The 14,080-nt window shown below is 30.3% G+C and carries 13 protein-coding genes and 1 tRNA gene; 3 read left to right on the top strand and 11 right to left on the bottom strand.

Translation table 11 applies throughout. From position 1 onward, the window contains the following. Positions 1-29: 29 nt before the first annotated feature. On the bottom strand, positions 30-1,163 hold the full coding sequence (hemW, locus tag ACYU7A_RS05550) for a radical SAM family heme chaperone HemW (protein WP_460574775.1): 1,134 nt from the start codon (positions 1,161-1,163) through the stop codon (positions 30-32). Positions 1,164-1,225: 62 nt separating this feature from the next. After that, complete coding sequence (gene ruvC, locus ACYU7A_RS05545; RefSeq protein WP_396192786.1) at positions 1,226-1,780, bottom strand: crossover junction endodeoxyribonuclease RuvC; 555 nt, start codon at positions 1,778-1,780, stop codon at positions 1,226-1,228. A gap of 94 nt (positions 1,781-1,874) precedes the next feature. Here ruvC and ACYU7A_RS05540 point away from each other — a divergent pair, with 94 nt between their 5' ends. Further along, entirely contained in the window at positions 1,875-2,819 is a 945-nt protein-coding gene (locus ACYU7A_RS05540; RefSeq protein ID WP_460574772.1) for a hypothetical protein, read from the top strand. Positions 2,820-2,893: 74 nt separating this feature from the next. Beyond that, complete coding sequence (locus tag ACYU7A_RS05535) at positions 2,894-4,021, top strand: glycosyltransferase family 2 protein (RefSeq protein ID WP_460574770.1); 1,128 nt, start codon at positions 2,894-2,896, stop codon at positions 4,019-4,021. On the opposite strand, the gene ACYU7A_RS05530 is transcribed toward ACYU7A_RS05535, so the two are convergent. Together ACYU7A_RS05530 and ACYU7A_RS05525 are read right to left on the bottom strand one after the other, a co-directional pair. Continuing rightward, positions 4,022-4,501, bottom strand: coding sequence for a hypothetical protein (locus tag ACYU7A_RS05530; RefSeq protein ID WP_460574768.1), 480 nt, complete (start codon positions 4,499-4,501; stop codon positions 4,022-4,024). It lies immediately after the preceding gene. 4 nt (positions 4,502-4,505) lie between these two features. After that, complete coding sequence (locus tag ACYU7A_RS05525; RefSeq protein ID WP_460574766.1) at positions 4,506-4,877, bottom strand: hypothetical protein; 372 nt, start codon at positions 4,875-4,877, stop codon at positions 4,506-4,508. 33 nt (positions 4,878-4,910) lie between these two features. Between ACYU7A_RS05525 and ACYU7A_RS05520 the strand changes: the two genes are divergently transcribed. Then, positions 4,911-5,399 (top strand): DUF456 domain-containing protein, encoded by a 489-nt coding sequence (locus ACYU7A_RS05520; RefSeq protein WP_460574764.1) that lies wholly within the window; start codon positions 4,911-4,913, stop codon positions 5,397-5,399. 2 nt (positions 5,400-5,401) lie between these two features. Here ACYU7A_RS05520 and ACYU7A_RS05515 read toward each other — a convergent pair whose 3' ends face one another. From ACYU7A_RS05515 to ACYU7A_RS05485, 7 genes are all read right to left on the bottom strand, one after another. Continuing rightward, positions 5,402-6,793, bottom strand: coding sequence for an alpha/beta hydrolase-fold protein (locus ACYU7A_RS05515; protein ID WP_460574762.1), 1,392 nt, complete (start codon positions 6,791-6,793; stop codon positions 5,402-5,404). Positions 6,794-7,296: 503 nt separating this feature from the next. After that, positions 7,297-7,370: transfer RNA gene (locus ACYU7A_RS05510), tRNA-Asp, on the bottom strand. Between the two features lie 86 nt (positions 7,371-7,456). Next, complete coding sequence (locus tag ACYU7A_RS05505; RefSeq protein ID WP_460574760.1) at positions 7,457-8,383, bottom strand: DUF58 domain-containing protein; 927 nt, start codon at positions 8,381-8,383, stop codon at positions 7,457-7,459. Positions 8,384-8,488: 105 nt separating this feature from the next. Further along, a complete protein-coding gene (trxA, locus tag ACYU7A_RS05500; protein ID WP_035128033.1) occupies positions 8,489-8,806 on the bottom strand; it encodes a thioredoxin in 318 nt (105 codons plus the stop codon). A 114-nt stretch (positions 8,807-8,920) separates the two neighbouring features. Further along, positions 8,921-9,499 (bottom strand): peroxiredoxin family protein, encoded by a 579-nt coding sequence (locus ACYU7A_RS05495; RefSeq protein WP_460574758.1) that lies wholly within the window; start codon positions 9,497-9,499, stop codon positions 8,921-8,923. A 95-nt stretch (positions 9,500-9,594) separates the two neighbouring features. Further along, entirely contained in the window at positions 9,595-10,941 is a 1,347-nt protein-coding gene (locus ACYU7A_RS05490) for an SWIM zinc finger family protein (protein ID WP_460574757.1), read from the bottom strand. 4 nt (positions 10,942-10,945) lie between these two features. Further along, positions 10,946-14,074, bottom strand: a complete 3,129-nt coding sequence (locus tag ACYU7A_RS05485) for a DUF6493 family protein (RefSeq protein ID WP_460574756.1) — start codon at positions 14,072-14,074, stop codon at positions 10,946-10,948. Between the last annotated feature and the right edge of the window lie 6 nt (positions 14,075-14,080).

The following is a 14,080-nucleotide window of genomic DNA, read 5'->3' as shown; positions in this document are numbered from 1 at the left end:
CGGATTTAACGGATTTTTCTGCGTTACTTTTACTCCAAATTTAATAAAAATAAGTCGGAAGCAATTCCGTCACTTAAAAATTTACCTTTTTTGGTAGTTCGTAAAATGTTTTCATCTACAAAAAGTAAATGATCTTCAATATATTTCGCTGCTTGTTGGTTGAGATAATCTAGATATGTTTTTCCAAATTCGGTTTCAATTCGGTCTAAAGAAATTCCCCAAATAGTTCGCAAACCTGTCATAATATATTCGTTATATCTATCAGTTTTGGATAATATTTCGGTTTCTAATGGTAGTTTATTTTCTTGAATGGATTTCAAATACAAAGTATTATTTGACACATTCCAACTACGTTTTTCTCCGTCGTAACTGTGTGCCGAAGGTCCAATTCCGATGTATTTTTTGCCCAACCAATAACTCGAATTGTTTTTAGAAAAATAATTTTCTTTTCCGAAATTGGATAATTCGTAGTGAATAAAATCATTTTCAGATAGTTTATCGACCAAAATCTGAAAATGTTCTTGAGCCACTTCGTCATCTGGCTGTGGAATTATTCCCTTTTGGATAAAAGTATGCAAAGCAGTTTTTGGTTCAACCGTCAAAGCATAACTGGAAATATGTGGAATATTAAATGACAAAGCAGTTTCGATATTCTGAAGCCATTTTTCGTTACTCATATTAGGAATTCCGTAAATTAAATCAACCGAAATATTATCGAAATATTGAGTTGCAAATTCGAGACATTCTTTAGCTTCCGCAGAATTATGAGCGCGATTCATCATTTTCAAATCGTCTTCAAAAAACGATTGAATTCCTATGGATAAACGATTTATTTTGTTATTTGACAATTCTATTATTCGTTCTTTAGACAAATCATCTGGATTGGCTTCGACTGTAATTTCAGGATTTTCGACGACTTTATAATTAGAATAAACCTTGTCAATTAACAATTTCAAATCAGAAATTTCTAAAATACTCGGAGTTCCACCTCCAAAATAAATGGTTTCTATAACTTCGTCTTGAAACTCACTTTTACGCATTTCAATTTCTTTCACTAATGCCAAAACCATCTCGTCCTTTTTCTTCAATGAAGTCGAAAAATGAAAGTCGCAGTAGTGACACGCTTGCTTGCAAAAAGGGATGTGTATATAGATTCCGGACATTTTTTTAGTGTTCAGTCGCAGTCGCAGTTTGCAGTACTGAGACTGAAAACTGAGACTGAAAACTATTTTTTAACTCGAGATTCATTATTTTTCACAAAAGCATCCCAACCTGAATAACTTTTTTCGCCAACCACTTTTCCAGAGTTGAAAAAATGACAAACGGCTGCGGCTAATCCATCGGTTGAATCTAAGTTTTTTGGTAATTCTTTTAACCCTAGAAGTTGTTGAAGCATTTTGGCAACTTGTTCTTTACTTGCGTTTCCGTTTCCGGTTATTGCCATTTTTATCTTTTTGGGTTCGTATTCTGTAATTGGTATTTGACGTGATAATCCTGCAGCCATAGCAACGCCTTGAGCTCTTCCAAGTTTTAACATGGATTGAACGTTTTTTCCAAAAAATGGTGCTTCAATGGCAATCTCGTCGGGATGATGCGTTTCTATTAACTCGATGGTTCTTTCAAAAATGACTTTTAGTTTGGTATAATGATCGTCGTATTTACTCAATATCAACTCATTCAACTGCAGAAATTCCATTTTCTTGTTGACTACTTTTATCAATCCGAAACCCATGATGGTTGTTCCTGGGTCGATTCCTAAAATTATTCTTTCGTTTGCCATATTTTGCCACTAAGACGCTAAGTCACAAAGTTTTTTGTAATGAGTTTCCAAAACCAGTTAGGAAACGAAAAGGGTTTTCCTTTACTTTGCATCAATGATTACAATTCCTCACAAAGCTAAACAATTCTTGGTTTTTTCAGTCAAACTTTTGATTGTTGTTGGTGCATTTTATTTTATTTACAACCAATTGGCTTCCAATGACAAATTGGAATGGGATAAATTTTTGGTTTTATTTCATAAAAATCAATCGTTTGCTGGAATATCATTTATCTTACTTTTTAGTTTCTTAAATCGTTTTTTTGAAATTCTGAAATGGCAAAATTTGGCACAAGTTGTAAAACCTATTTCTGTAAATGAAGCTACGAAACAAGTTCTTGCCGCTCTAACTTTTGGTGTTTTCACTCCGGTTGGCGTTGGTGAATATGCCGGTAAAGCATTGTATTATGACAAAAAAGATACTAAAAAAATTATTTTTCTGAACTTAATTTGCAATGGAGTTCAAATTGTTGCTACAGGAATTTTTGGTATTCTGGGCATGATGATTTTAGGCTATTGGCTTTGGAGTTTCGGAATAATCGCTTTTACAATTGCCATCTTTCTATTTTCTTATTTCACGAAAAAAATCAAAATTAAAGGCTATTCTATTGAAGATTTAATTGAAAAAATCAATGAAATTCCAAAAAAAATTCATCGTAAGAACTTGATTTTAGGATTTTGTCGTTACTTGGTTTTTTCGCATCAATACTATTTTTTGTTTTTGGCATTTGATGTCGATTTGACTTATTCAACTTTAATGGCAACTATTACAACTGTCTATTTTTTAGCTTCAGTTGTTCCGAGTTTTCAGTTTTTGGACTTTGCTTTAAAAGGAAGTTTGGCGATTTATTTCTTTGGATTGCTTGGCGTTAACGAATGGATTGTGGTTTTTGTTACGATGCTGATGTGGTTTTTAAATGTGGTTTTGCCAGTAGTATTTGGTAGTTATTATGTTATGATTTTTAAGGTTTTGCCACCAAAAAGCAACGTTTTAAACCATTAAGGAAGTTAAGTTCATTAAGATTTATATTTCGTGAAATCTTTTAATTTGTGTAAATTCGTGTAAAATAGTCACTTATGATTGAAATAGTATTATTCGTTGTTTTGATAATTTATGTTGTGTTTATTTTGCAACTCATCTTTGGTTTTGATAAAGTAAAATCATTTTTAAGAACGGATGAAAAACCTGTTACTAAATTCTCGATAATTGTTCCTTTTAGGAATGAAGAAAAGAATTTACCGAAACTTTTAAAATCAATTTCTAAGCTAAATTATCCAAAGGATTTATTTGAAATTATTCTCATAGATGATTTTTCTACCGATGCTTCGGAACGTGTTTACATCAAATGGCGTATGGAAAATGGATTGATTGAAACAACGCTTTTAGAAAATTTACGTTTATCCAATTCACCAAAAAAAGATGCGATTTCTAGAGCGATTCCGATTTTGAAACATGAATGGGTTGTAACAACTGATGCCGATTGTACGGTAAATAAAAACTGGCTATTGACTTTAGATAATTTTATTCAGAAAAATAACGCCGAAATGGTTGTTGGTGCTGTGGTTTATAAAACTAAAAACAACTGGTTTCATCAGTTTCAGCAACTAGATTTATTGAGTTTACAAGGAACTACGATTGGAAGTTTTGGCATTGGAAAACCATTTATGTGTAACGGAGCGAACTTTGCTTACACTAAAAAACTTTTTAATGAAATTGGTGGTTTTGGTGGAAACAACAAAATGGCAAGTGGTGACGATGTTTTTCTATTACAAAAAGCATTGAAAAATCATGCTGATAAAGTGCATTATCTAAAAAATACAGATACCATTGTAAAAACAAAACCGGAAAATGATTTGTACAAATTGTTTATGCAACGTGTTCGATGGGCAAGTAAAACAACTGGATATTCTGGATATTATTCTAAAAGTTTAGCTGTTGTTGTACTGGCAATGAACTTGAGTTTGATTGTTGGTTTGTATTTATTGATTACAAATTCTCTTAACTGGAAAACTTTACTAATTGTCTTTTCAGTTAAATATTTTGTGGATTATTTATTGCTTTTGAAATCGAATCAATATTTGAGAAAAAATAAGTTTATATTCCCAATTGCAAGTAGTTTGGTTTATCCTTTCTTCTCGAGTTTTGTTGGACTTTATTCGCTTGTTGGAGGTTTTACTTGGAAAGGAAGAAATTTTTCCAAATAATTATTTTTCAGTTTTGATTATAACTGGTAAAACAAATTGGGTTTTTACAGGAATACCACGTTTTATGGCTGGATTTACTTTTGGAAAATCAACTAATTTCACTCTTAGAATACTATCAATTTTAATGGTATCATAAGCGACAGTATCTTTTGGAAATTGTGGCTCAAATTGCATTGACGCATCAGGATTAACCGTAACCCTAACCTCTATAGTGTCTAATTCTGGATACAAAATAGATAAGGTATCTACACTTAGCTTTTGTTGAATAGTACTCGCTAAAAACTCAAAAAAACATTGTTTACGTAGTGTTTCATCTGAGATTGCTTCACAATCTGCAACAGATGGATACTCATCAACTTCTTTCCAATTGATTTCCTTCATTTCTTTTTCCAACAATTCTTGTTCAGAAGGCACTTGCTTCTCAAAATATTGACAAGAAACTAAAGAAATTAACAAGATATAAGGAACAATTTTTTTCAAAAGATTATGGTTTGGATTTTAAATACTCTGCATAGCTTTTATTGAACCATTCTTGCTTTGCTTTATCAGATTCTTCTTTTTGGTCTTTGTACAAAAGTCCTAATTTTTCTGAATAAATAGCAATTTTAATGGTATAAGTATAATATTCTTCTTTTGTCAAAGTAATTTTACTGTCAGATTGTTTCTGAAAAAACTCAAAAAACAAAGTGTCAAAATCTTTTTTATCAAAAGAAAGTACTTCTTTTTTATACTTGTTATAAAGTGTTTCTTTTATTGCAATATCAGGATCAACAGATGCTGTCTGTTGTCCAAAAGATTGACTTGTGGTACAAAAAATTAGACTAAAAAATACCGCTATTTGAATTATTTTTCTCATATTCGTTTTCAAAAATACTAAAAATTTATTTCAATGGATATTATATTAGTTGTTCTTGGGTTACTATGTTGTATTCTTGGCTTATTAGGAAGCTTTCTTCCTGCTTTACCAGGACCTCCTATAAGCTGGGTTGGCCTTTTGTTACTATACTTAACAACCTTTGTAGAAAATAATTATTGGGTTCTTGGAATAACACTTGTGTTAACCATAATTATTTCTGTTTTAGATTATGTTATTCCATCAAAAGGAACTCAAAAGTTTGGAGGAACTAAATATGGTGTTTGGGGAACGAATATTGGATTAATCATTGGATTATTTTTTCCGCCAATAGGTTTTATTATTGGATTGTTTGTTGGTGCATTTATAGGAGAATTAATATACAACTTTGACGATAAAAAAGGAGCTCTAAAAGCAGCTACAGGAGCCTTTATTGGCTTTTTAGTATCTACTTTTATGAAATTTATGGTTTGTTTATCCTTTCTAATTTTATTTCTTTTTGTAGCTGTAAAAAACTATTTTTAAAATTATTTGTTAAAATATAACTTGGTGCTGTGTAACTTAGTAGTATTTTGTGATATTAAAAAATAAATTCCTTTTTGGTACTGTGCATCAATAGCATTTTGACCATTTCTTAACTTTATGGTTGCAATTTTTTGTCCTAGAAGCGAATAGATAGCAAATTCAGTTTCTTCATCTAAACCACTAACCATAAGCTCACTATTGTTGTTTTGAAAAATTTGTACTTGGTTTGAAGTAAAACTTTCGTTTTGAAGGTTTTCATTTTGAAACAACCAAAGATAAGCTGCTGCAAATTCGCCTCGCCAATAGGCTTCTGTATGGGTTCCGTAACTATCAAACTTGCTAAATATATTTGAAGAACTCACGCCCTTACTAGAAAAATTAGATTGAATTGTATTGATATTGGGAACCATTGTAGTAGATTCGTTTTGGCCTGCAACAAAGTACAATCGTAGATTTTCTAGATTATTTGTAGTAGACGAAATATACGAACCCATGTTAGATAAAGAAAACCAATAAGCCGGACTAAATATTCCGATTTTAGAAAATAAGTTTGGATATTTAACGCCACCATAAGTAGCAATAAATGCACCCATAGAGCTTCCTAATAAGGCATTAAACTGTGGTTGCGGTTTTGTTCTAAAATTTGAATCAATATAGGGTTTTAGCGTTTCGCCTACAAATTGCATATATAAATCGCCTTGACCGCCGCCGTACTGCGCATTATTCCAAGGCGAATATTCGTTTAACCTCTCGGCACCGCCATTATCTATTCCTACTACGATAGCGCCATAATTTCCTTGCGCATGCAACGAATTTAGCGTTTCATCAATTTGCCATTCTCCAGAAAAAGACGTTAAATTATCAAATAAATTTTGACCGTCTTGCATGTAGATTACTGGATACGTTTTTGTCGTTGTGTAATAATCTGGCGGAAGATAAATCCATATTTTTCTATTTCTATTTAACTGTGGCATAAAAAAACTTGGATTGAGAATTTGCACATTACTTGAAGCAGTGCTGTTTGATCCAGAGCCAGAAATATCTTCCCAAGATTGAACGTTAAGATTTATTACTTGAGGACTTCCAGTAAAGGTAAAAGTTCTATTTGGCAAAAATCCGCCTGAGGCATTTCCTTCCACTGTTGCCCAACTGCCTCTAGTAAATTTAAATTCAACAGTGCCTACTCCTTCAGGAATTACTATAGTCCTTGCGCCCAAACCATCGGGTTGCATAATGTGTGATGCACTCATCGCATTCCAGTTATTGATTGTGCCTGCCAAATAAATGGTTGCATTTGATGGCGTGCTATTGGGAACAGAAGTAATTCGTAATGTTACCTGTGCTGCAGAATAACAAAAAAAGAATAATGAAAGTATTAGAACCAATTTTTTCATGTTTTGACCTATGTTTTAATTTACAACTATTTAGCAGTTTATTTTATCTCTATAAGTTAATTTTACCTTTTAAGTACTACATTAAATTTAAGAATTTACATTTTAAATTTCAGCTTATATAAAAAAATAGCATATGTAAATATACTTTACAATAGTCCTTTTAGAAATTCTGTTGAAAAATTATTATTCTATTTAAAGCTTTATAAAACAATTTTTTAAATCACTAAGATAGATAATTAAATTAATATTTGGAATAACTACAAAACCAAAAAGACAAGACAACTAAACTGTTTATTGATTTAAAAACAAAAAAGCCATCCACAAAAGTGGAAAGCTTTTCATTGGTCTAACTACTAAACCATGCTACGAGTTACAAAGTCGTAGCGAAACAACACAACTAATTTTAAATGACCTTAAGAACTTTAACAATTGTTCTTGAATTCATTTCATATGCTTTTTGGGCAAAAAAGCACTTCATTTCTGAAGTGCTTTTCCCAATTTAGCGGTCTGGACGGGACTCGAACCCGCGACCCCATGCGTGACAGGCATGTATTCTAACCAACTGAACTACCAAACCATCGCTTTATTGCGGTTGCAAATATACATACGTTTTTTATTTCTGCAACTATTTTTTAAATTTTTTTTCAATTAATTTCAATGAAATCAACCAAAGTTTTGTTTTTCAACCAAGTATGTAGTAAGAATTTTTTCAAAATTTGCTCCCACATTTACTGGAACATACTTAATTTTATTCTGCGCACAGGTTAATGACAACTTTTTGAAGTACTCTGAGACGTTTTTTTCATACTCTTCTTTAATATTTTCAGCATATAAATTGATAATTTCACCCGACTCTAAGTCAATAAACTTCCTTGGCGTGTTGTCAAAATTGAAATTTAGTTCCGTTTTCTCATCAATTACATGAAAAACTACTACTTTGTGTTTGTTGTGTTTTAGATGCTGTAGTGCATTAAAAAGCTGCTCTTGATTTCCGTCTTGAAACATATCGGTGAAAAGCACAATCATAGAACGACGGTGCATCTTTTCGGCTATTAAATGGAGATAAGTAATAGTGTCAGTGTTCTTAGGAGTCTTAGAATTTTCAAGCAAATTTTCTAATTGATTTAACAACATTCTATGATGTCTATCACTTCCTTTTTCAGGCGCATAATATTCGTATTTGTCTGAAAAAACACTTAATCCAACGGCATCTCGTTGCTTTTTTAATAAATTCATCAAAACTGCCGAAGCTAGAACCGAAAAACCAATTTTACTTTCATAAAAAGGTTGATCATTTTTCAATTTTGGAAAATGCATCGAAGACGAATTATCAATAATTAAATGACAACGAAGATTGGTTTCTTCTTCAAAACGTTTAGTGTATAGTCTATCCGTTTTAGCAAAAAGTTTCCAATCAATATGTTTGGTGCTTTCTCCTGAATTGTAAATTTTGTGTTCAGCAAACTCAGCAGAAAACCCATGAAATGGTGACTTGTGCATCCCTGAAATAAATCCTTCGACTACTTGATTAGCAAGTAATTCTAGATGTTTGAAACCTGATATTATTTCCTTTTGTTCTTCTATCCTCATAGTTCAAAGATAAATTGAAAAATTTGAATTATTCTAATTTTAACAATTAAAAAACCCTTCAAAAATTTCTTTTCAAAGGGTTTCAAAACAATTATTATTAATTTATTATAGTAATGCGTCTATTGCATCTGTATAAGTTTTCTTTGGAGCAACGCCTACTTGGCGACCAACAACTTCTCCATTTTGAAAAATTAAAACCGTTGGAATGTTTCTAACTCCGTATTTTGCAGCAAATTCTTGATTGGCGTCTACATCTACTTTTCCTACTACAGCTTTACCTTCGTATTCTGCAGAAACCTCATCAATAACTGGTCCAACCATTCTACATGGTCCACACCAAGCTGCCCAAAAATCTACTACTACTGGTTTGTCTGATTTTAATACTACTTCATCAAAAGTAGCATCTGTTATTGCTAATGCCATATTTTTTTATATTTAGTTTATTAATTTTGAAGTACAAAGATAAAGAAACATTTTACTTCTGAATTGTAACTTACATTACTTTTAACTATTTTTTTATTGAAAGAATTGATGCATTTAATTTTCAAGTGACTTTAAAACAGCAAGCAACATTTCACCTTTCAATCGTTTTGCATAATTTGGATTGATGAATAAAAACTCAATTTCTCTATTTTCATCCAAAATATATACTGCTGGAACAGGCAGAAAACCTGGATTTTTTCCTTCTGAATATTTATCTAATTTAGGTTTGTCTCTTTTAAAAGCTATACCCAAAGCCTCAGAAAATTTTCCATCACTATCTGAAAATAATTGGTAGTTTAATTTGTCTTCTTTGGTAGTTTCTTTTAAAAATTTTGGAGAATCTGGACTGATTGCAACTATTTGATAACCTAATGCAATAATTTGATTTTCAATTTCTTGCATTTCCATTAATTGCGAATTACAATATGGACACCAACCACCACGATAGATAATCAAAACTGTTTTTTTGTTAAAAATGTCACTAGTCGAAATCGCTTTATTATCAACAGAAATCAAATCTTGTTTCGGAATTTTTTCTCCAATTAATAATGGTGAAATATCTTCTGCTTTCTCTGCAATTTGTGCAAAACTAAATCCTGAAATTGCCAACAAAATAAAAAGGAACTTTTTCATGGGTATTTTTTTTAATTTATTTAGCAAAGATAATGCCGTCAAAATAATTGAAATGTAAGATGGATGACATTAGTGGATTTAATTGCAATTCTAAACTAATTTACTAAAATTTTAACCGCTAAAATGTGTTTGCAATTTCCTCTTTCATTTTGATGATCCAAATACCATTTACATGTACATCTTGATTTGTTATCATCAACAACAACTGTATGTGGAATTCCGTCACTACCTTTTACATTTGCTTCTACTTTACTTGGTGATTGATTAATAATCTTAACATCTTCATCTTGAAGTAATTTTTGTGCGTTTTTTAATCTTGGATTTAGAGATAAAATTCGTTGCATTTTAAATGGTAAACGTCTGTAAAAATGTTGATTTTCTATTAAATCAAAACCTAACATTCCCATACTTGATAGATTTGCAATTAAAGCATCTGATGAAGTAAAAGAAATATCATTTTCTATTGCCATCATTGAAGGTTGAAATAATTTGTTGGGTTCTAATTGATTATTTAAACTCATTACCCAATCCAATGGAATATCCGTAATTAAATGTTCTAAAGCCTTTCCTTCTCCCGAAAAACCGCGATAAGCATCGGCAGAAAAAGTAATTGTAAATCTCAAATTTGATAACATTAGAACAAAAGTGCTTGCTTGTTTATCTTCACTTTGATAAATAAACATACTGTCAATAAAAGGAAGCAAATTATCAATTAATCGCAATCTATGTGCAGAACCAATTCTTACGGATGCCTCACTTTCTAAAGTTGAAAACATGTATTTATTAGCTCTTTTCACTATAAATAAGTCACTTTTAATTGACTTTGGAAATGACTGAAATAACTGAATTGCATTGATTTTATTGAGTTCAAAAACCAAATTCATTTCAGACAAATAATGTTGAACACTTGTCAATCCTTTTATCCAACGATTGGGCAAAGCTACTTTTTTTTCAATATTTTTCCCTTTATCGGTACTTATCGTTACTTCTTTACTTCCGACTGATAAAATCATATTTTCTTCTTTTTTAACAGAAGATAATGCGTTAATCATCGGTTCATTAAAATCTACATTGGTAGTGCCGCTCGCGATGAATTCACCATCAACATGATTGGGCATTAAATCTAAACGCGCATAAACACCATTACAAGAAGAAAATCCTTCAAATCGAATTTGCTCATTTCCTGATGTTACAATTGGATCTCTTAATGCGGCCAATTCTTGAGCAGTTAATGCAAATCTAGAGCGCACCGTTTTTGAAATTGTAGTTAAACATTTTGCAACCAAAAAAGGCTCTTTTATTCTTCCCCAAAAGAAACATGGAATGGAACTTATCTCCTGAATTTCTGCATGATGCGACAAACTCAAATCAATGTCTTTTTCATTTCTTATTAAAGACGAAAATGCATGATTACTTATTTCTACTTCACTAAAATTGTTCATAGAATTATAATTTTAAAAGGTTGTCAATTAGTTTTTTTAATGTTGCGTTATGTTTCCACTTTTCAAGAGATGCTTTCAATTCTTCTGATAAAGACTCATTAGATTTCACTTTTAAATCATATAAAGTTTCAACTAACTTCTTGGTATTTGTTGGCGCTTTTTCTTCTTTTGTAAAGGCTATTAAAAGTTTTTCAATTGTAAATATTAAAAAATTATTATGCAAAGAACTCACATTTTTTAACATTGATAAATTCTCTATATAACGTTGAATGGTAGCATATTTTGATTGGTGCAATTCAATAATTCTTAGAGTAAACTCTTCCCAATCTAATTGCTTATTTTCAATAAGATGCAGGACAACTTCTGAAGAAAGTAAGCGTATCTCTTTCTTGTCTGCCAATTGTGAACAGACTAAGAACCAATTGGAAAAATAACCTATTTTAAAATAAGGTTGAAGCATCTTTTTCAATACTTCAGAAGAAGTTATTTCTGAAAAAAAACTAGCTCTTCTGTACTCATCTTTATATAATGCTGCAAAAATTGGTTCGGTGTAAAAAGGCATCAATCCAAAATAAGTCTTGATGTCATAAACACTTAAACCTTCTGAATAATTATAGGCATATTCCCAATAATCAGTATATTTCGTTTTTGGGTTTTTGATGTTGTATGAATAATAAAAATAAGTTTTTTCGTTAGTTGTTTTAAAATTGGAAACTAACTCTATTTTCTCTTCATACTTGGTTGTTCTATCATAATCTAGATAAGTGTAAACAACTGATTCATTTGACAAATTAGCCTTGCAATCTGAAAATGCAAAAGGAATATCTTTGTAAATTGAGTTTTGCAAAGCATCAAAATTATGAAAAGGAAGGCGCAAACGTGAAACCATTATTGCGCAATCGTAGAATGACTTATCTGTTATTTCAAAGTGATTTAACAGAATGTTTTCTGAAACTTTATCGAGTTTTTTGTGTTGTTGTGCAACAAAACTAACAGCTTTTTGAAATACATTTCTTTTCCCTTGAGATTTATTTTGAGACAAGAGATTATTTGCTTTTTCTAAAGCTACTTCATCATTTTGTTCGGATACTATTTCAAAAATATTTTTATATTTTTCTGATAGTTTATTAATCAATACTAACGATTCTGAATCAAATTTTCTAATCATTCTATTGATAGCAATCATCAAATCATAATGGTTGATTTTTACATTCTTTATTTCATAATTTATCAATCGTTCCAACAAAGTATTTGCCTCAATAAAACAAGGATAATGCGTTGGCATAGATAACATCGAAACATTCTTTTTAGAATTATAAAGGTTCAAAATATATTCTATCAAATGCTTTCTAATTAAGAGCAGTTTATTGGATTCATCATCGTCTGAAAAATTAACTTTACTTACTCCATTATTCAGAATTAAATTAATCAAAACTGTCAAATCATATCGAGCTGCTTTTCCTTTATAATTTTCGCTTGCCGACTTATTATATATTATCAATTTTTCAGAAAAATCAGATGGAAACAAGTCTTTTTGAGTTAAAAAAGCATTTAAAACCAATTCAAAATCAATTGGATTATTTGAATTTATTGCGTTTCCGATAGCGTAAAAAATATCATCCCAATTCTCAAAAACAGAAATTTTTTCAAATTCAAATGCTGCTTTTTCATCATGAAAATTAGGATCATCCATTTGAAAATCTTCGAATTCTACATCGCTTTCTCCAATCAAAAAAGACAAATCTTTAGCTATCGAACCTATCATTTGGCTCTTGTAGATAGATAAATTCTCAATTAGTTCAACATCTTCTTTATTAGCATATTTTACAATTAAATTAGATGCTCTTTGTTGTACTTCATAATCGTTTAGTATAAAAACTTCTGTGGTTTTTTGAAGAATTATTGGTATCAAACTGGAATCAAGTTTGGCATATTTTTCAAAAATTTGAAGAATAGAAATTATGCTCGTTTTAGCATCAAAATTACTTAAAATGCTTGATGTCCATTCTAAAAACTCAGACTTATTAAATGCGTCGTCAAAAGCAATTTTTTTTATGGTTTTTACAGCAAAATTAAAAACAATTTTATTGGATATTGGAAGTAATAAAAACAACTGATTTTGAAATGAAATCAATTCTTGATTCGTTGGCTTCAGGTTTTCTAACAATGTTCTGAAAAATCCTAATTGTCCATTATTCCAATTTTTAGCTTGAATATCTATACATTTTTCTATCACAAAGTTTCGATCAATTTTTCCTTGAGCAACCAACAATTCTATGATAGAAATCCATGCTTTTTCTTGCTTTTCACCTTGAATATATTGAGTTGAATAATTGTTTATATTAGATGGATAATCAAACAACAGAGGAATATCTCTTTGGTAAGACAATTTATTTTCAAAGAGAAAATTTGCCTCGATTACTTTACTATAACCCCAAAATTCTATATTTGAAAGACATAATGCAAAAAGTTCTTGATTGTAATTAATGTATTTTTTTTCTTCAAGATAAAGTAGTTGCTGATAGCTGATTCTTCTCCATTCCGATTTAAGTGTTTGTTCGAGAATAAAATCATTTAACCAATTTGGTTTAAAATGAATTATAATATTTTCAACAAAACTTAACTTAACATTTTTTAGTAGCGAATAAACTTCAGTCCAAGATTTTACATCGGTTTTACTCATTAATGCCATTGCTGACATAGCAACAATATCTATTTGAAAATCCGTTCCTCTTTTACCCCAAAGTCCTCGCTCTTCATTAAATTCATTGAGAAATTTTCTGTATAATTTTAATTCTTTTACAAATTGTGATTTAATACTTTTATCAATTAATTTTAAAAAATCAAAAACAGAGAAAATTGCTTCTGCTTCTAAAATTTTATTGTAAAATTCTATTGCATGTTCAAACGAGTTTAATTGCTCAGGAAGTTGAATAACATTAAATTGAACAACTTTAAAACCTTCTTTTAAAAGTTCTTTTTCCTTGTTTTTGAAATATATAATTGCTTCAGATTCATTATCAAAATTGTATGTATAAAAATCATTAAAACTTGAATACAAAACCACATTTTCTCTCTTTTCTATAATTTGAGAAAAACCATTTTTATTTTTATAAAAACGAATCCATTCCATATTTCT

The sequence above is a fragment of the Flavobacterium koreense genome (assembly GCF_054776075.1).
This window is presented reverse-complemented; position numbering and strand designations above follow the sequence as displayed.